The sequence below is a fragment of the Comamonas testosteroni TK102 genome (genome assembly GCF_000739375.1).
Taxonomy (GTDB): Bacteria; Pseudomonadota; Gammaproteobacteria; order Burkholderiales; family Burkholderiaceae_C; genus Comamonas; species Comamonas brasiliensis.
The window spans coordinates 1870883-1888718 of sequence record NZ_CP006704.1 but is presented as its reverse complement, the minus strand read 5'-3'; the positions used below and the strand labels follow the sequence as shown (position 1 = coordinate 1888718).

Annotated in this window: 14 protein-coding genes and 11 tRNA genes; 2 read left to right on the top strand and 23 right to left on the bottom strand. The window is 60.6% G+C overall.

The window, feature by feature from the left end; all coding sequences use genetic code 11:
• The first annotated feature begins 53 nt into the window (after positions 1–53).
• Both O987_RS08585 and O987_RS08580 read left to right on the top strand, forming a co-directional pair.
• Positions 54–602 carry a phasin family protein gene (locus tag O987_RS08585; protein ID WP_003057161.1) on the top strand — a complete coding sequence of 183 codons (549 nt, stop codon included), beginning with the start codon at positions 54–56 and terminating at the stop codon, positions 600–602.
• A 272-nt stretch (positions 603–874) separates the two neighbouring features.
• Positions 875–1633: a 3-hydroxyacyl-CoA dehydrogenase gene (locus O987_RS08580; RefSeq protein WP_003057163.1), complete on the top strand. Its 759-nt coding sequence runs from the start codon at positions 875–877 to the stop codon at positions 1631–1633.
• Between the two features lie 92 nt (positions 1634–1725).
• Here O987_RS08580 and O987_RS08575 read toward each other — a convergent pair.
• From O987_RS08575 to folC, 23 genes are all read right to left on the bottom strand, one after another.
• A tRNA-Asp gene (locus tag O987_RS08575) sits at positions 1726–1802 on the bottom strand.
• A gap of 48 nt (positions 1803–1850) precedes the next feature.
• Positions 1851–1926 (bottom strand) — tRNA-Glu (locus O987_RS08570).
• Positions 1927–1972: 46 nt separating this feature from the next.
• Positions 1973–2048, bottom strand: a tRNA-Ala gene (locus tag O987_RS08565).
• A 147-nt stretch (positions 2049–2195) separates the two neighbouring features.
• Positions 2196–2531 carry a P-II family nitrogen regulator gene (locus O987_RS08560; protein ID WP_003057166.1) on the bottom strand — a complete coding sequence of 112 codons (336 nt, stop codon included), beginning with the start codon at positions 2529–2531 and terminating at the stop codon, positions 2196–2198.
• A 20-nt stretch (positions 2532–2551) separates the two neighbouring features.
• Positions 2552–5641, bottom strand: coding sequence for an efflux RND transporter permease subunit (locus tag O987_RS08555; RefSeq protein ID WP_003057170.1), 3090 nt, complete (start codon positions 5639–5641; stop codon positions 2552–2554).
• A gap of 4 nt (positions 5642–5645) precedes the next feature.
• On the bottom strand, positions 5646–6854 hold the full coding sequence (locus O987_RS08550; RefSeq protein WP_003057172.1) for an efflux RND transporter periplasmic adaptor subunit: 1209 nt from the start codon (positions 6852–6854) through the stop codon (positions 5646–5648).
• 46 nt (positions 6855–6900) lie between these two features.
• Positions 6901–8187, bottom strand: a complete 1287-nt coding sequence (locus O987_RS08545; RefSeq protein ID WP_043376249.1) for a TolC family protein — start codon at positions 8185–8187, stop codon at positions 6901–6903.
• A gap of 330 nt (positions 8188–8517) precedes the next feature.
• On the bottom strand, positions 8518–8916 hold the full coding sequence (locus O987_RS08540; RefSeq protein ID WP_003057176.1) for a hypothetical protein: 399 nt from the start codon (positions 8914–8916) through the stop codon (positions 8518–8520).
• Between the two features lie 277 nt (positions 8917–9193).
• A tRNA-Asp gene (locus O987_RS08535) sits at positions 9194–9270 on the bottom strand.
• A 48-nt stretch (positions 9271–9318) separates the two neighbouring features.
• Positions 9319–9394, bottom strand: a tRNA-Glu gene (locus O987_RS08530).
• Between the two features lie 46 nt (positions 9395–9440).
• Positions 9441–9516 (bottom strand) — tRNA-Ala (locus tag O987_RS08525).
• An 8-nt stretch (positions 9517–9524) separates the two neighbouring features.
• Positions 9525–9601, bottom strand: a tRNA-Asp gene (locus O987_RS08520).
• Positions 9602–9649: 48 nt separating this feature from the next.
• Positions 9650–9725 (bottom strand) — tRNA-Glu (locus O987_RS08515).
• Between the two features lie 86 nt (positions 9726–9811).
• Positions 9812–9888, bottom strand: a tRNA-Asp gene (locus tag O987_RS08510).
• A 48-nt stretch (positions 9889–9936) separates the two neighbouring features.
• Positions 9937–10012 (bottom strand) — tRNA-Glu (locus tag O987_RS08505).
• A 46-nt stretch (positions 10013–10058) separates the two neighbouring features.
• Positions 10059–10134 (bottom strand) — tRNA-Ala (locus O987_RS08500).
• Positions 10135–10201: 67 nt separating this feature from the next.
• A complete protein-coding gene (gene gltX / locus O987_RS08495; RefSeq protein ID WP_043371670.1) occupies positions 10202–11608 on the bottom strand; it encodes a glutamate--tRNA ligase in 1407 nt (468 codons plus the stop codon).
• A 150-nt stretch (positions 11609–11758) separates the two neighbouring features.
• Positions 11759–12970 (bottom strand): O-succinylhomoserine sulfhydrylase, encoded by a 1212-nt coding sequence (locus O987_RS08490; RefSeq protein WP_029158613.1) that lies wholly within the window; start codon positions 12968–12970, stop codon positions 11759–11761.
• 298 nt (positions 12971–13268) lie between these two features.
• Positions 13269–14777 carry an amidophosphoribosyltransferase gene (gene purF / locus O987_RS08485; protein WP_003057182.1) on the bottom strand — a complete coding sequence of 503 codons (1509 nt, stop codon included), beginning with the start codon at positions 14775–14777 and terminating at the stop codon, positions 13269–13271.
• Positions 14722–14868 carry a hypothetical protein gene (locus O987_RS29140; protein ID WP_003057184.1) on the bottom strand — a complete coding sequence of 49 codons (147 nt, stop codon included), beginning with the start codon at positions 14866–14868 and terminating at the stop codon, positions 14722–14724. Before O987_RS29140 ends, purF begins: the two co-directional genes overlap by 56 nt.
• Positions 14869–14973: 105 nt before the next feature.
• A complete protein-coding gene (locus tag O987_RS08480; protein WP_003057187.1) occupies positions 14974–15471 on the bottom strand; it encodes a CvpA family protein in 498 nt (165 codons plus the stop codon).
• A gap of 28 nt (positions 15472–15499) precedes the next feature.
• Positions 15500–16450, bottom strand: coding sequence for an SPOR domain-containing protein (locus O987_RS08475; RefSeq protein WP_043371666.1), 951 nt, complete (start codon positions 16448–16450; stop codon positions 15500–15502).
• Positions 16451–16508: 58 nt separating this feature from the next.
• Positions 16509–17834 carry a bifunctional tetrahydrofolate synthase/dihydrofolate synthase gene (gene folC, locus O987_RS08470; protein WP_003057193.1) on the bottom strand — a complete coding sequence of 442 codons (1326 nt, stop codon included), beginning with the start codon at positions 17832–17834 and terminating at the stop codon, positions 16509–16511.
• Between the last annotated feature and the right edge of the window lie 2 nt (positions 17835–17836).

Genomic DNA, 17836 nt, shown 5'->3' with positions numbered 1-17836 from the left:
AAGTTTCCTCCGGTCCGATCCCTTTGTTTGATCCGTAATTTTGGAGAATTGCTATGAGCCTGACCCCTGACCAAATCCTGAGCGCACAAAAAGCCCACTTCGAGACGCTGTTCGGCCTGACCAGCAAAGCTTTCGAAGGCGTGGAAAAGCTGGTGGAACTGAACGTCACCGCTTCGCGTGCCGCCTTGACCGAAGCTGCCCAGCACACCCAAGCCGTGCTAAGCGTCAAGGACGCCCAGGAACTGCTGACTCTGCAAGCCGGCCTGTTCCAGCCTTTGGCCGAAAAGACTGCTTCCTACAGCCGCCATCTGTATGACATTGCCAGCAACACTGCCGGCGAATTCAACAAGGCTCTGGAAGTGCAATCCACCGAAGCCCGCAAGAGCTTCAACTCCCTGCTGGACAATTCCACGAAGAATGCGCCTGCCGGCTCCGAGTCCGCTGTGGCCATGGTCAAGAGCGCCGTCTCTGCCGCCAACAACGCTTTCGAATCCGTGCAAAAAGCGGTCAAGCAAGCCTCCGACATGGCCGAAGCCAATTTCAACGCGGCTACCAAGACAGCAACCGAAGCTGTCAAGGCCACTACCACTGCCAAGCGTTAAGCACATGGTTATTGGCATGCTTGGCAAAGACCTAGGGTTTACCCTATAATCACCAGCATGTCAGGTCGGCATGCGTTGATGTGAATGCCGACCTTGCGCAAGTTGTCTCCTTGGATCCTCCTGAAACCCCCGTTTCATGGATCCCTTCAAAGCCCAATCCCCGTGATTGGGCTTTTTTTTATGCGCGCTTTCCTCAGGTCGCCAGCTCTTCCGCCCTGTGCATAATTGACGTTTACGTCAACGTCAATGGACATCAAACAAGGAGACAGTTCATGCAGATTCAGGATCGCGTATTCATCGTGACCGGTGGCGCTTCGGGCCTGGGTGAAGGCACAGCGCGCATGCTCGCCGCCAATGGCGGCAAGGTCGTGATTGCCGACATGAATGCAGAGCGCGGCGAGGCCGTGGCCAGCGAGATCGGCGGCGTCTATCTGCGCTGCGATGTCAGCAATGAGGCCGACGGTCAGGCCGTGGTCGCCAAAGCCACCAGCCTGGGCAAGCTGGCCGGCCTGATCAACTGCGCCGGCATTGCACCGGCCGAAAAAACCGTAGGCAAGAGTGGCCCGCACAGCCTGGCCGTCTATACCAAGACCATCATGGTCAACCTGGTCGGCACCTTCAACATGATTCGACTGGCGGCCGATGCCATGAGCAAGAATGAGCCAGAGCCTACAGGCGAACGCGGCGTTCTGATCTCCACCGCCAGCGTTGCGGCCTATGACGGCCAGATCGGACAGGCTGCCTACTCGGCTTCCAAGGGCGGCGTGGTCGGCATGACCTTGCCCATTGCCCGCGACCTGGCACGCAGTGGCATCCGCAATATGACGATTGCTCCCGGCATCTTCGGCACTCCCATGCTGTTCACCATGCCCCAGGAAGTGCAGGATGCGCTGGCCGCCAGCGTGCCCTTCCCGAGCCGTCTGGGCAAGCCAGAGGATTACGCCAAGCTGGTCAAGCAGATTCTGGAGAACGACATGCTCAACGGAGAAGTCATCCGCCTGGATGGCGCCATTCGCATGGCCCCCAAGTAATGAAGGTCAAAGGCCTTGTCCCAAGGCCTTTTCTTTGAGTTCCGGACAAAGAAAAAGCCGCAATCAATTGCTTGATTGCGGCTTTTTGAATCTGGCGGAGTGGACGGGACTCGAACCCGCGACCCCCGGCGTGACAGGCCGGTATTCTAACCAACTGAACTACCACTCCTGGCAGGAAGCTTTGCTACATATCATGTAGCTGCAAGCGCTTCAAACTTGGCGACCCTACGGGGATTCGAACCCCGGTACTCACCGTGAAAGGGTGATGTCCTAGGCCTCTAGACGATAGGGTCAATTCCTAGAACGATTCGAGTCTTGCGACTCGCCGTCATTAAATTTTGGTGGAGGTAAACGGGATCGAACCGATGACCTCTTGCATGCCATGCAAGCGCTCTCCCAGCTGAGCTATACCCCCTTGAAGCAATGAAACAGTGTTTCTCTGCTGCAATGCAAAAATTGTAGCACAGGGTTTTCGCTGCTTTTTCCAAACCACCAACAATTTGTCGAAAGCATGAAAAAAGGGATGCACAGCGCATCCCTTCTTGTCAGCCAACGGGCACTATCAGCTCACTGCACCACCATCGCGGATGCGATGCATTTCGCCGATATCCACCGTCCAGACCAGACCATCGCCAATCTGGCCGGTGCGGCAGGCAGCGACGATGGCTTCGCGAATCACCGCCACCATGGACTCCTCCACGATCACGCAAACCATGAGCTTGTCCGAAAAATCGGTCAGCTCATCCTTGACCGTGCGCTTGTCCACGGCAGCAGGGGCCGTAAAACCTTCGGCCTTGAAGATTGTCACGCCGGGAAAGTTCGGAATCGCACGCAACTCGGTACGCAGGCGCTCCAACCGGCTGGGACGCACGATGGCGCGGATTTCTTTCATCGTCATCGGATCACTCCTTTCTCAAATCAAGCCTCGGTCGGCTTCTCGTCAAACCAGCGGTACAGCGTGGGCAGCACCACCAGGGTCAGCAGGGTCGATGTGATCAGACCACCGATCACCACAATGGCCAGCGGACGCTGAACCTCGGAGCCCGGACCGGTTGCGAACAGGAACGGCACCAGACCCAGCAAGGCCACGGTGGCAGTCATCATCACCGGACGGAAACGCTGGGTACAGCCTTCACGCACGGCCTCGGCCACTTCCATTCCCTCCTGTCGCAGATGGCGAATGCTGGAGACCAGCACCACACCATTGAGCACGGCGATACCCCACAGGGCAATAAAGCCTACGGAAGCCGGCACGCTGACATACTCCCCCGTGACGAACAGACCGATCAGCCCGCCAATCGAAGCGAAGGGCAGAACCAGAATGATCAGGCTTGCCAGCTTGATGGAGTTGAACAGCAGGAACAGCAGGAAGAAGATGGCGACGATGGTCAGCGGAACGATCACCTGCAGCGTTCCCATGGCGCGCTCCATGTTCTCGAACTGACCGCCGAACTTGAAGTAATAGCCATCGGGCAGCTTGACCTCCTTGGCCAGGCGCTGCTCGACCTCGGCCACAAAGCCCGCCAGGTCGCGCCCCTCCACATTGGCCCCCACCACCACACGACGCTTGCCGCCTTCGCGGCTGATCTGTGCCGGTCCATCCACCAGTTCGATCCTGGCCAGACTGCTCAGCGGCACTTGCGCGCCGGTAGCCGTGGTCAGCAACGTTGCTCCGATGGCCTCGGACGAGCCGCGATAGGACTCGGGGAAGCGCACCACCACCGAGTAGCGACGCTCGCCCTCATACAAGGTCGTGACATCCTTGCCGCCGATGGCGGACTCCAGCAGGCTTTGAACATCGGCCACGTTCAGACCGTGGCGGGCGATCGCCTTGCGATCGATGTCCACCGTCAGGGCTTGCTGTCCCGAGAGTCGCTCGACACGGATGTCGGTGCTGCCGGAGACGCTCTTCAGAATACGCGCCACCTGCTCGGAGACTTCCTTGAGGTCTTCCAGCTCATCACCAAACACCTTGACGGCCAGTTGCGAGCGCACGCCCGTCACCATTTCGTCCACACGCTCGGAGATGGGCTGTGACAGCACAATCTGCACCCCGGGAATCTTGGACAGACGCTGACGGATGTCTTCGTCGATCTCGTCCTGGCTGCGCTCGGACTCGGGGTCCAGCAGCACGATGGGGTCGGACTCGTTGGGGCCTGCAGGATCGGCAGGCGATTCGCCCCGACCGAGCTTGGACACCACGGACTTCACGCCTGGCACCTGCGCCACTTCCTTCATGGCAGCCATTTCCATGCGGATGGATTCATCCAGGGAAATGCTGGGCACGCGGTTGATCTGCGGCGTCAGCGCCCCTTCCTTCATGGTCGGCATAAAGGACTTGCCCAGGAACGGGAACAGTCCCAGCGAGCCGATCAGCAGAGCCACGGCCACAGCCAGAGTCAGGCGATTGCGCGCAGTCGCGCCGTCGAGCAGACGCAGATAGTGGCGCTTGAGGAAGGCGATCAGCTTGGTGTCGTGGTCTGCGCCGCCCTTGAGGAAGTAGGAGCACAGCACAGGAGACAGGAACAGCGAAACCGCCAGCGAGATGGCCAGAGCCATGGCGATGGTCAGCGCCAGCGGACCGAACATCTTGCCTTCAATGCCTTGCAGCGTCATCAGCGGCAGGAACACCAGAATGATGATGGCAATGCCGAAGATGGTGGGCGTGGCCACTTCCACGGTGGCAGACAGCACGGTGCGAATGCGTTCGCCACGCGAATCGCCAGCCTGCCCCAGTTTGTGGAACACGTTTTCCACCACCACCACGGTGGCATCCACCATCAGGCCGATGGCAATGGCCAGCCCTCCCAAGGACATCAGGTTGGCAGAAATGCCGTATCTGTTCATCAGTATGAAGGTCGTCAGCGGCGTGATGACCAGCGTCGCGACCACGATCAGGCTGGAGCGCACATCGCCGAGGAAAATGAACAGCACCACCACCACCAGGAAGATGCCTTCGATCAGCACCTTGCCCACGGTCCAGAGGGCGGAATCGACCAGATCGGTACGGTCGTAGTAGGGAACGATCTGCAGACCGCCAGGCAGCATACCCTTGGAGTTGATCTCCGCCACGCGCTCCTTCACGCGGGTCACTACCTCCTTGGCATTGCCTCCGCGCATCATCAGCACGATGCCGGAGACGCTTTCGGTATAGCCGCCCTTGATGATGGCGCCCTGGCGGACCTCGGCATCGATCTGCACCTTGGCCACATCGCGCACATAGACCGGCACGCCACCCTGCTCCTTGAGCACGATGTTGCCGATGTCATCCAGGGAGCGGATCATGCCCACGCCGCGGATCAGATACTGCTCGGTCACCTGGGGCAGAATGCCGCCGCTGGCATTGGCATTGTTGTCCGCCACGGCCTGCACCACCTGGCGCACGCTCAGGTTGTAATGACGCAGACGAGCAGGATCGACCAGCACCTGGTACTGCTTGACATAGCCGCCCTGGGAGTTGATTTCAGCCACACCGGGAATGGAGCGCAGCAAGGGCCGCGCCACCCAGTCCTGGATGGTGCGGCGCTCCGTCAGCTCCGCCTGGGTCAGCTCGCGCTCGCCATCATCGGGATGATCAAGCGTGTACTGGTAGACCTCGCCCAGGCCCGTGGATACCGGCCCCAGCACCGGCACGATGCCTTCAGGCATGCGCGGCGTGACTTCGATCAGGCGCTCTGTCACCAGCTGGCGGGCAAAGTACACATCGGTCGCTTCGGTGAACACCAGCGTGATGATGGACAGGCCACTCTTGTTGAGCGAGCGCATCTCGGCCAGGCCGGGCAAGCCCGTCATGGCAATTTCCAGAGGCACGGTCACAAAACGCTCGATTTCCTCGGGCGAGCGGCCGGGAGCTTCGGTGGCCACCTGAACCTGCACATTGGTCACATCGGGGAAGGCATCCACCGACAGATTCATGGCAGCACGCAGGCCGAATCCACACATCACCAGCGCCAGCACGACCACCACCAGCCGCTGCGATAGCGCGGCACGAATCATGGAGGCAATCATGGGCTTACTCCAGTTCTGCGCGCTTGCGCTCGTTGTTCAGGTGGAATGCACCTTCGACCACGATCTGCGTGCCTTCACCCAGCCCCTTGATCACAGGCCGCAGACCAGCGCTCGTCGCACCCAGCTCCACCGGAGTCAGGCGGTAGTGGTTTTCGGCCTTCTTGACGTAGACATGGTCCCTGTCGTTCTCGCGGACCACTGCCAGTGCTGGGATCGCCAGAGTCTTCTCCATGGCCCCCTGAATCTTCATGGTGGCCAGCATCTGGGGCTTGAGCGCCAGATCCTTGTTGTCCACCTGAGTACGGATGGTCACGGTGCGGGTTTCGGGCGACACGGTGTCACCCACGTAGATGATCTTGCCGGAGATGGGCGTCTCCTCGACGGTCAGCCCCAGCGCCGGCACATCGACCTGCACGTTCTGACCAGTCTGCACGCTGCGTGCAATCTGCTCGGGCAAGGCGCCGACCACCCAGACGTTGGATAGATCCGCCACGGTGAACAGAGGATCTCCAGGCTGTGCCACCTGACCCTGGCTGACCTGGCGCTCGATCACGATACCGGCGGCAGAAGCCGTGATGGCGGCATTCGGTGCCACATTCCCCTTGGCGCGCAAACTGCTCAGCGCATCGGCGGACAAGCCCATCAGCTTGAGCTGATCGCCTGCCGCCCGCAGCTCTGCGCGGGCAATCTGCACTTCGGATTCGCGGCGCAGCAGTTCTGCAGAGCCAATCACGTCTGCAGCAATCAGCTGACGCGCCCGCTCTACGGAGCGCTCGGCCAGAGTCGCTGTGGCGCTGGCACGCATATAGGCCAGCTGAGCCGTGGTCAGCTCGGGGCTGGCGACGCGCGCCAGGGTCTGGCCTGTTTTGACGCGATCGCCGGTTTCGGCCAGCACCTCGGTCACACGGCCTGTCACGGCCGCACCGATACGGGTGACCCTGCGCTCGTTGGCTTCGATGCGACCGGCAATTTCCTGCACCGATGCGACCTCGGCCTGCGCTACCGCTGCGGTCTTGAAGTTGGTCGCCATTTCGGCCGAGACAACCACCTCCATGGGGTCCAGCTCAGCCTTGGTATCTGCAGCAGCAACCGCAGCAGTCGCCTGCTCGTCCTTGCCGCAGCCGGTCAGGGTCAATGTTGTCAGCCCGGCCAGCGCCAGTGCCAGAACCAGAGAGGCAGGACGCGCAGTCCTGGAATGATGATGAGAAGACATAAAGCGAATTCAAAAAATGCGAAAACGTGGTCTTGACTTTGAAAGCTCAAAGCGAGGAAGGCTCGGCATAGCGACCGGCCAGGAAGTCCAGCTCGATCCGGGCCGATTGCAGCTGATAACGGGCTTCCAGCAGATCGGCACGCACCGTGCGCAGCACGCGCTGGGCATCGAGCACATCGAGAATGCCTCGCTCGCCATAGCGGTAAGCGGCTTCGGCCACACGCAGGGCCGATTCAGCCTCGCGCACCGCCCCTTCGCTCAAGGCCTTGATGCGCACCTGCGCCATCTCCATGACCTTCCAGGCCTGCAGCATCTGCTGCTCCAGCTCGGCCCTGCGGCCTTCCATGCGCAGCCGCGCACGTTCGGCTTCCGAAGCGGCTTCCTCAATCGGGCCGCGACGCTGGTCGAACAGAGGAATCTGCATGCTCACGCCGACGGTGTTGTTGCGAATATCGGGCTCGCGCGTCTGTGCGTAACGCAGCTCGAGACCCGGCCAGCGGCTGGCCTTGGCACCGCTCTTCTGCGCTTCGGCCTTGTCCACCTCGGACTGCAGCTGCAGCAGTTCCGGATGGGACTGCCAGTTGATGTTCTTCAACTGAGCCTGGGCCACCGGGTCCTGCAAAGACAGGGCCAGGTCAAAGCGGCTGGGCAACTGGCCTGCGGCCAGGCGATTGAGCGTGAGCTGGGATTGCTCGGCCAGCAGGCGGGCAGATTGCTCCTGCTGGCGCGCGTTGATCAGCTCGGCATCGGCCTTGATGATTTCGTAGCGCGCTGCCTCGCCACTGGAAACACGCACGCGTACCCGCTCATGGGCCTGCTCCAGCAGCTTGACGGCGTCATAGGCAGCCTGTGCCTGCGCCTGCCGCAGCACCACCTCATAGGCCTTGAGCTTGACCTGGGCAATCAGGGCATTGCGCGATGCGGCAATCTGGTGCACCGATGCCCGCTGCCCGGCTTCAGCGGCTTCTATGCGCGCAGCGCGCACCGAAGGCATTTCGATGGGAACCGAAATCGCCATGGTCTGCACATTGCCAGGCGTGGCCGATGCCAGGCGCGCCTTGTTGTCGCCGCGACTCCACTCCAGCTTGGGATTGGGCAGAGCACCGGCGCTGACCACAGCCGCCTGAGCGGTGACGCTCGACTGCTGAACGGAGCGCAGTTCAGGGTTGTTGTCCAGCACGGTCTGCACCAGTTGCGTCAGGGTCAGCTTGGGCTGCACCTGATCGGAAATCGTGCCGCTGGTTTGTGGTGCACTGCTGGCATTCTGAGCATGCGCAGCCAGAGCTGCAGCGAGACATATGCCGAAAACGGCCGAGCGCTTGAGGCTGCGCAACGGTGCAGGGCCAGAAGAATTCTTGCTGGCCTTGGCCGGGAAAGAAGCCGGCACTCTCGATCTATTGAACATAGAACACAGCTGCCTTCTTGAGGGCAGATAAAGTGAGGAAAGGGTCGAAACCCCGTCATGCACATGCGGCAGCCGCCGCATGCAATGCAGGATCAGTTACACCTGAGCAGGTGAAGCCGCCCCAGACCTGTCTCAGAGCCATGTTCTGCAGACAAGCACATTCCAGGCCAGCAGGCTCTGAAACAAGGGACAGCAGGTATCGGGAAAGTCAAGCCCGGCGCAAGCAAAGCGACGTGGATGTCGTCAGGTGCGCTGGAGCTAGCCTGCCAGCGGCAGGCTCATATTGGGCGGACGCAGCATGCTTTCCGGCCAGGGGTAGGTAGGGTGCACCACATGCTCCTGAGGAGGCACCCGGACATCGGCCACACCCACAGCTACCGCTTCGGGAGGGCCAAACAGTTCATTGCGATCGTCCTGCGCAGGATTGAGCTCGGCAGTGCGATGTGGACGGTGAATAGAGAACTCCACCGTATCGTCTTCCACATCGTCCTCGAACTCCTGCAGCACATCGACACCGTACTCATGCGGCTCTGCGTCGAGCACATAAGCCATGGCCACCACATCTTGCGAACCCGCGGGCCACATGGCGATGAGCTGCACTCCGATGATGGAGGCAAACATCAGCAGCGACAGCAGAAAGGAAGACGCCGGGCGCATGGATAGGAAAAGCGGTGGTTAAACGAACAACGATGAAGGGAAGGGACAGTCACCGGGAAACAGACCCGATGGTGACAAGATGGTGTACTGATCGGCAACAAAAGTTCCCACATGAAAAACTTTTGTCAACATCTGTAAGGGTGAACGATAGCGTATCGCCATAGCACTTGCATGGCAAGGGTATCTTGCTAGAAACTCAGGAGCAAATCAGGTTTGCAAGAGCATGACCGGCAAGAAAAAAGCCGCAATCAATTGCTTGATTGCGGCTTTTTGAATCTGGCGGAGTGGACGGGACTCGAACCCGCGACCCCCGGCGTGACAGGCCGGTATTCTAACCAACTGAACTACCACTCCTGGCAGGAAGCTTTGCTACATATCATGTAGCTGCAAGCGCTTCAAACTTGGCGACCCTACGGGGATTCGAACCCCGGTACTCACCGTGAAAGGGTGATGTCCTAGGCCTCTAGACGATAGGGTCAATTCCTAGAACGATTCGAGTCTTGCGACTCGCCGTCATTAAATTTTGGTGGAGGTAAACGGGATCGAACCGATGACCTCTTGCATGCCATGCAAGCGCTCTCCCAGCTGAGCTATACCCCCAAAAACTGTGGCGGAGTGGACGGGACTCGAACCCGCGACCCCCGGCGTGACAGGCCGGTATTCTAACCAACTGAACTACCACTCCTGGCAGGAAGCTTTGCTACATATTATATAGCTGCAAGCGCTTCAAACTTGGCGACCCTACGGGGATTCGAACCCCGGTACTCACCGTGAAAGGGTGATGTCCTAGGCCTCTAGACGATAGGGTCATAACCTAGAATCTTTGCTTTCGCACCGATTAAAAAAGCGCCTTCTAAAAATAAAGGCGCTTTTTGAATCAAGCGACTAGCCAAACTGGCGGAGTGGACGGGACTCGAACCCGCGACCCCCGGCGTGACAGGCCGGTATTCTAACCAACTGAACTACCACTCCTGGCAGGAAGCTTTGCTACATATCATGTAGCTGCAAGCGCTTCAAACTTGGCGACCCTACGGGGATTCGAACCCCGGTACTCACCGTGAAAGGGTGATGTCCTAGGCCTCTAGACGATAGGGTCAATTCCTAGAACGATTCGAGTCTTGCGACTCGCCGTCATTAAATTTTGGTGGAGGTAAACGGGATCGAACCGATGACCTCTTGCATGCCATGCAAGCGCTCTCCCAGCTGAGCTATACCCCCAAAACTCTCTGCAAGACAACCTTTTAATCAGTCGCGTTTTGCAGAGACTCGAATTATAGACAGGTTTTTAGCGATTTTTCAAACGCGCGATAACTTTTTCACGTCCAAGCAATTCCAGCACTGCATCGACCGAGGGCGTATGGGCTGTGCCCACGGTCAGAACACGTACGGGCATGGCCAGCACAGGCATCTTCACACCCTGCGCCTTGAGCAACTCCTTGATCGCTGCCGCAATGGCTTCCTTGGTCCATTCCACGTTTTCCACCACGGCCGCAAATGCATCCAGCACGGGGTTGGCCGCCTCGGTGACATGCTTGGCGTAGTCTTCCGCATTGCGCTCCACGCTGTCCACATAGAAGACCTTGGCCCAGTTGGCCAGATCCACCAGGGTCTCGCAACGATCCTTGAACAAGGCAGCAATGCGCACCAGACGGTCATCGGCATCGATCAGGCTCTCGGCCACACCCGCCTTGACGACAAAGGGCTTGACCAGTTTGGCCAGCTCGGCGTCGTCCATGGCCTTCAGATGCTGGGCATTGACCCAGCGCAGCTTGGCTTCGTCAAACTGACCGGCGCTGCGGCCCAGGTGGTCCAGGTTGAACCACTCCAGGAACTGGGCACGGCTGAAGATTTCGTCGTCACCGTGGCTCCAGCCCAGACGCGCCAGATAGTTGACCATGGCATCGGGCAGATAGCCCTCATCGCGGTACTGGGTCACGGCCTTGGCGCCGTTGCGCTTGCTCATCTTCTCGCCTTGCTCATTGAGCACGGTAGGCAGATGGGCAAAGGTCGGCACGGTGGCGCCCAGCGCCTCAAAGATGTGGATCTGGCGCGGCGTGTTGTTCACATGGTCGTCGCCACGGATGACATGGGTGATGTTCATGTCCATGTCGTCCACGCAGACGCAGAAGTTGTACGTGGGCGTGCCGTCGGGACGGGCAATCACCAGATCGTCCAGCTCGGAGTTCTGAAACTCGATACGGCCCTTGCACTTGTCGTCCCAGCCCACCACGCCGGCCTGCGGAGTCTTGAAGCGCAGCACGGGCTTCACGCCTTCGGGAATCGCGGGCAGGACCTTGCCCTCCTCGGGGCGCCAGGTACCGTCATAGCGGGGCTTTTCCTTGGCGGCCATCTGCTTTTCACGCAGTGCGTCCAACTCCTGCATGCTCATATAGCAGGGGTAGACATAGCCCTTTTCCTGCAGCGTGGCCAGCACTTGCTTGTAGCGGTCCATGCGCTGCATCTGATAGAACGGACCTTCGTCGTGGTCCAGTTGCAGCCATTCCATGCCTTCCAGGATCACGTCCACGGAAGCCTGGGTGGAACGTTCCAGATCGGTGTCTTCGATGCGCAGCACGAAGTCGCCGCCATTGGCGCGCGCAAAAGCCCAGGGATAGAGAGCGGAACGAATATTGCCCAGATGGATGAAGCCCGTGGGCGAAGGGGCAAAGCGGGTGCGAATTTTGTTTGTCATATCAGAAATCCTTGTACGGCATTCCCTGCGCCAAGGCTGTGGCGCTTGATGCGCGCGCAGCCTCGGTCGGAGATGCCGAGCAAGAGCCGCCTCGCAGCGCAGGCATCGCCCCCCTTGAGGGACAAGGCGCGAAGCGACTCAGGGGGTGTTTCACAGCGTATCCAGTCCACGAGCCAGGTCGACCTTGAGGTCTTCCAGATGCTCAAGGCCCACGGAAATACGAATCAGACCCTGACCCACGCCGGCAGCCTGACGCTGGTCCTCGGTCAGACGACCATGCGAGGTGCTGGCGGGATGGGTGATGGTGGTCTTCACATCACCGAGGTTGGCCGTAATCGAGCACAGACGCGTGCTGTCCACCACATGGAAGGCATTGGCACGCAGTTGCTCGGCACCCTCGCCCACCACGTCGAACGCCAGCACGGCACCGCCCATGCCGTTTTGCTGGCGCATGGCCAGCTCGTGCTGAGGATGGCTCTTGAGGCCCGGGTAGTAGACATGCGCCACCTTGGGATGGGCTTCCAGCCAAGCGGCAAACTCCAGCGCCGCAGCGCTTTGCGCCTTGACACGCAAAGCCAGGGTTTCCAGGCCCTTCATCACCGTCCAGGCGTTGTAGGGAGCGATGTTCAGACCACCGCTGCGCAAGAAAGTGCCCATGACCTTGTCCACCAGCGCAATGGTGCCGCAAACTGCACCAGCCATGACACGGCCCTGGCCGTCGAGGAACTTGGTGCCCGAATGCACGACGAGGTCGGCGCCGAACTTCACGGGCTGCTGCAGCACGGGAGTGGCGAAGCTGTTGTCCACGGCCAGCAGCGCGTTGTTGGCGTGTGCCAGCTCGGCCAGCGCAGCGATGTCGCAGAGATCGGTCAACGGGTTGGTGGGCGTCTCGGCAAACAGCATGCGCGTATTGGGCTTGATGGCCGCCTTCCAGGCTTCGATATCGGTCTGCGAGACAAACGTGGTTTCCACGCCGAAGCGTGCCATCTCGGTTCCCAGCAGCTTGATGGTGGAGCCAAACATGGACTGCGAGCAGATCACGTGATCGCCTGTCTTGAGCGCCGTCAGCGCCACCAGCAAGATGGCCGACATACCGGTGGAAGTCGCGACCGCACATTCCGTACCCTCCATGGCCGCCAGACGCTTCTCAAAGCTGGTGACCGTGGGGTTGCCGGTGCGGCTATAGGTGAAGCCCGGCTCTTCATTGGCAAAGCGGCGCGCTGCGGTCGCCGCATCGGGCTGCACAAAGCTGCTGGTCATGTACAGGGCTTCGCAATGTTCGCCCCACTGGCTGCGCTCGACCGCTTCGCGCACGGCCAGAGTTTCAGGATGCAAACCTTCGGGTAATGTCTTGTTGGTCACAATCGTCAAATCCAGATGGTTGGTACCGGTCATGAGTCCGCTGCAGACCGCCAATCAGGCCCGCACGCATGCTGCTCTACCAGCTTGACCGGCGGCACTCGCCGTGCCGGTCTTTGAATATGCCTTGCTCACATTCCAAAAAATCCGAGTCAAATCAGACTCAAACGCTTTATGGACATACGTCGTGAGCTCACTATTAAAGAGCACACTGACCGCGCGGCTCTGCCATTGTCCTCCCGAATGAAAAGGGTTGCCTAAGCAACCCTTTCCGACTCGGTCATTCGCTGCGCTTTAACGCTCAGCTTTCCTGAGCATTGGGCAGGGAAAGGCGCGAAGTGTCTTCGCTCTCCTCTTCGCTGCCGCGGTTGCGGCCCTCGTTGAGCGCCGTCACCTCCTCATCGGAGATATCGCCGGTGATGTAGATGCCGTCGAAACACGATGCCTCGAAACCGCTCACCTGGGCATTGATCTTGCCCACGGCCTGCTTCATCGCTTCCACGTCCTGATAGATCAGGGCATCGCAGCCGATGACCTGGCGAATTTCCTCGACCGTACGGCCGTGAGCCACCAGCTCGGAGCGCGTGGGCATGTCGATGCCATACACGTTGGGGTGACGCACAGGAGGCGCAGCCGAGGCCAGATACACCTTGTTGGCACCTGCATCGCGCGCCATCTGCACGATTTCCTTGGAGGTGGTGCCGCGCACGATGGAGTCATCGACCAGCAGCACATTGCGGCCCTTGAACTCGCTGCTGATGGCGTTGAGCTTCTGGCGCACCGACTTCTTGCGTGCGCCCTGGCCGGGCATGATGAAGGTGCGACCCACATAGCGGTTCTTCACAAACCCTTCGCGATAGGGCTTGCCCAGCAGCTGGGCCAGTTGCATGGCGCTGGGGCGGCTCGATTCGGGGATGGGAATCACCGCATCGATTTCATTGGGAGGCACCATGGAGATCACGCGCTTGGCCAGCGTCTCACCCATGTTCAGGCGGGCCTGATAGACCGAGATGCCGTCCATGGTGGAGTCGGGACGTGCCAGATACACATACTCGAACACGCAGGGATTGAGCTGGGTCTTTTCAGCGCATTGCTGGCTTTCGATACGGCCGTCGTTGTGCACAAAGATCGCTTCGCCGGGAGCGATGTCGCGCTCGAACTGATGGGTTGTACCTTCCAGTGCCACGGACTCGCTGGCCAGCATGATGGTGCCATCATTGCCGCGCCCCATGCACAGCGGACGAATGCCGAAGGGATCGCGGAAGGCCAGCAGGCCGTAACCGGCGATCAGCGCGATCACGGCGTAGGAGCCCTTGATGCGCTTGTGCACCGCACGCACGGCCTTGAAGATTTCCTCGCTCTGCAGCGGCGCGCCGCTGGAGGCGCGCCCGATCTCGTGTGCCAGCACGTTGAGCAGGACTTCGGAGTCGCTTTCGGTATTGGTGTGGCGGTGATCGGTATCCGCCAGTTCGCGGCGCAGCTGCTTGGCATTGGTGAGATTGCCGTTGTGCACCATGACGATACCGAAGGGCGCATTCACGTAGAAGGGCTGAGCCTCTTCCTCGCTGGAGGCATTGCCTGCCGTGGGATAACGCACCTGACCCAGACCCACATCACCGGGCAGAGCCCGCATATTGCGGGTGCGGAACACATCCTTCACCATGCCCTTGGCCTTGTGCATGAAGAACTTGCGTTCCTGCTGGGTCACGATGCCGGCTGCATCCTGCCCACGGTGCTGCAGCAGCAGCAAAGCGTCATAAATCAGCTGATTCACGGGTGTGGTGCTCACCACACCAACGATTCCACACATAGTTGCGTTCCATCTGTTCGCGAAAGTCGCCCTTCGCCACACTCGCCTGCTTCGCCACCCATTGGCTAGCCTGCGCTTTGATATCCGGCATGGCGGATCACGCCAACACCAAACTCTCGTCGGCACCCACTGCGTTTTACAGCAAGCGCCTTAGCCACTTTCCACCCTGAGGTAAATTGCGGCAAAAAACTTCGCTTCAAGAGGAAGCCTTAGGCAGATACTGCCCCCACTCCTGCGGCAGTGCCGGCAACGCCCAGCCCAGCACCTCGCTCAGCCAGGGCGCCAGAGCCGAGTCCTGCCACCACAAGGCCTTGTGCAGCGGCGTGTACTGGATCACCAGTGCCAGCACCAGCAGCAGCAGCCCCCCGCGCAGGACGCCGAACAATGCGCCCAGGGTGCGATCCACAGGCCTCAGCCCCACGGCTTCAATCAACTGCTTGGACAGCCAGGAGATCACTCCCCAGGCGAACATGGATCCCACCAGCAGCAGCACAAAGCCTGCCGCATAGCGCAGCTGCATGTCCCAGCCGTCCAGCGGCAGCCATACCGCCACCTCTTGCGCCCAACTGCGTGCGACCACAAAGCCCACCACCCAGCCCAGCAGAGACAGGACTTCGTAGACCAGACCGCGCCAGGCTCCTAGCAACAAGGAGGCCAGCACAACGGCCACAAACATCCAGTCCAGCGTGCTCATCAATCAAACCGTTGCCGAAGAACCGGGCTCAAGCCTTGAACACCGATGCGGGCAAGCCCAGGGACTTGGCCCTGGCCGCAGCCTTCTCGGCTTCCTCGCGGCTCTTGAAAGGCCCCATGCGAACTCGTGTGCGCTTGCCGTCCTTGGTATCCACGGTCTGGGTAAAGGCTCCGGCCCCCAGCTTGCCCTTGATTTCGTTGGCCTTGCCGACTTCAGCGAAGGCGCCGATCTGAACGATAAAGCGCTCGTTGGTCGCTGCAGCCTCCTTGGCCGCAGCAGCTTCCGAGGTACTGCGCCCCTCCAGCAGTGCACGGGCACGGGCGGCCTCGTCCACCTTGGGTGCTTCAGGCTTGTGCTTGGGCTCGGGTTTGGCTTCCGGCTTCTTGATCTCGGGTTTGACCTCTGGCTTGACCTCGGCCTTGGGCTTTTCGGGCTTGGGCTCCGGCTTGCGCTCAGGCTTTACCTCGGGCTTGGGCTGAGGTTTGACTTCTGGTTTGGGCTCGGGCCTGACCTGAGATGCCACCACAGCGGCAGTGCCAACGGCTGCCGCTGTCACAGCAGCCCCCACCACAGGAGCAGCCGGCGCAATGGCGGCAGCCGCAGGGGTGGCAGGCTTGGCCGAGGGCGCAAGCACTTCTTCGCCGTCATCCAGGGAAGCATTGGCAGCAACACGCCCTGACGGTGAGGCCGTCTGGCTCGCCACCTGGGTGCCAGGCACGACCTCGGGGGCCGAATTGGCCTGATCGGGAATTTCAATCGGGATATTGACCGGGATGGGACGTGGCTGCGTATCGAACAACAGCGGGAAGCCCACCACACCGATCAGCACCAGCACGGCCGCCCCGATGAGGCGATGGCGTGCGCGGCGCCGCATGGCTTCCACGCTTTCGCCCTGGGCCAGGCGACTGGGGCGCTTGGCTCCGGCCACGGACTCGGCTTCGTCTTTTTTGCCAGGCCAACGGAAATTGAAAAATGCCATGAGTGAGGACTTGTTGAGGCCTGCCACCCGGCAAGAGCCGGAGCGGCAGGCCGCTGACTCAGTGAGTCAGGTGTTTGGCGTTCAGACGAGGCGTGCCGTTTTGCAACACTCCGCCCACGGTAAAGAACGATCCAAAGACCACGATTCTATCAGCCGCCTCCGAGGCCGCCACTGCTGCATCCAGGGCCTGCTGGGGATTGGCAAAGGTCTGCATGCTCACATCTTTGCGGATCACGCCCTGGGCCTGCAACTGCTGCAGCTTGGCCTTGAGGTTTTCCGCGGAGTCCGCACGCGGCGTGGGCAGGTCGGTAAAGTACCAGCGATCGACCAGCGGCCCCACCTTGGTGAGCATGGGCTCCCAGTCCTTGTCGGCCATGGCGCCGAATACGGCATGTGTGGTCGGGAAGTAGCCCATGGCATCGAGATTCGCCGTGAGCGCCGCCACCGAGTGCGGGTTGTGCGCCACATCCAGCACCAGCGTAGGCTGGCCGGGAACGATCTGGAAGCGGCCGGGCAGCTCCACCATGGACAAGCCCGTGCGCACGGCCTGCGCCGTCACCGGCAGCTTGCCGCGAATGGCTTCATAGGCTGCCAGCACGCCGGATGCATTCATCAGCTGATTGGCGCCGCGCAGCGCCGGATAGGCCAGTCCCGCATAGCGGCGGCCACGGCCGGCCCAGCCCCATTGCTGCTTGTCGCCATCGTAGTTGAAGTCCTTGCCGAAGCGCCAGAGGTCGGCACCGATTTCGGCCGCGTGATCGATCACGCTTTGCGGCGGCACCGGGTCGCTGACGATGACGGGACGACCGGCGCGCATGATGCCGGCTTTTTCGCGGCCTATGCTTTCGCGGTCCGGGCCCAGCAGTTCCATGTGATCGAGATCGATGCTGGTGATGATGGCGCAGTCGGCATCGATGATGTTGGTGGCATCGAGCCTGCCTCCCAGGCCAACTTCCAGAATCGCCACATCCAGCCTGGACAGACTCATCAGGCGCAATATTGCCAGCGTGGTGAACTCGAAGTAGGTGAGTGCAACCTCTTTGCCATCCTTGACCCTGGCCTGCTCCACTGCTTCAAAATGCGGGATCAGTTCCTCGGTCTTGACGATCTCGCCGCCCACACGGCAGCGCTCTTCAAAGTGAACCAGATGCGGCGAGGTATAGACACCGGGGCGATAGCCGGACTGCAGTGCCACGGCTTCCAGCATGGCGCAGGTCGAGCCCTTGCCATTGGTGCCGGCCACCGTGATGACGGGGCAGTCGAATTGCAGGCCCATGCGCTGTGCGACTTCACGCACGCGATCCAGACCCAGGGCGATGTTCTGGGGATGCAGGCGCTCGCAATAAGCCAGCCAGGCATCCAAGGTGGGAAATATGGTGTGCATAC

What these genes read in the sequence shown, in the direction of transcription:
- folC (WP_003057193.1), bottom strand. Translation starts at nt 17,834, where the DNA reads ATGCACACCATATTTCCCACCTTGGATGCCTGGCTGGCTTATTGCGAG.
- O987_RS08560 (WP_003057166.1), bottom strand. Translation starts at nt 2,531, where the DNA reads ATGACGATGAAAGAAATCCGCGCCATCGTGCGTCCCAGCCGGTTGGAG.
- purF (WP_003057182.1), bottom strand. Translation starts at nt 14,777, where the DNA reads ATGTGTGGAATCGTTGGTGTGGTGAGCACCACACCCGTGAATCAGCTG.
- O987_RS08585 (WP_003057161.1), top strand. Translation starts at nt 54, where the DNA reads ATGAGCCTGACCCCTGACCAAATCCTGAGCGCACAAAAAGCCCACTTC.
- O987_RS08475 (WP_043371666.1), bottom strand. Translation starts at nt 16,450, where the DNA reads ATGGCATTTTTCAATTTCCGTTGGCCTGGCAAAAAAGACGAAGCCGAG.
- O987_RS29140 (WP_003057184.1), bottom strand. Translation starts at nt 14,868, where the DNA reads ATGCCGGATATCAAAGCGCAGGCTAGCCAATGGGTGGCGAAGCAGGCG.
- O987_RS08480 (WP_003057187.1), bottom strand. Translation starts at nt 15,471, where the DNA reads ATGAGCACGCTGGACTGGATGTTTGTGGCCGTTGTGCTGGCCTCCTTG.
- gltX (WP_043371670.1), bottom strand. Translation starts at nt 11,608, where the DNA reads ATGACAAACAAAATTCGCACCCGCTTTGCCCCTTCGCCCACGGGCTTC.
- O987_RS08540 (WP_003057176.1), bottom strand. Translation starts at nt 8,916, where the DNA reads ATGCGCCCGGCGTCTTCCTTTCTGCTGTCGCTGCTGATGTTTGCCTCC.
- O987_RS08555 (WP_003057170.1), bottom strand. Translation starts at nt 5,641, where the DNA reads ATGATTGCCTCCATGATTCGTGCCGCGCTATCGCAGCGGCTGGTGGTG.
- O987_RS08580 (WP_003057163.1), top strand. Translation starts at nt 875, where the DNA reads ATGCAGATTCAGGATCGCGTATTCATCGTGACCGGTGGCGCTTCGGGC.
- O987_RS08550 (WP_003057172.1), bottom strand. Translation starts at nt 6,854, where the DNA reads ATGTCTTCTCATCATCATTCCAGGACTGCGCGTCCTGCCTCTCTGGTT.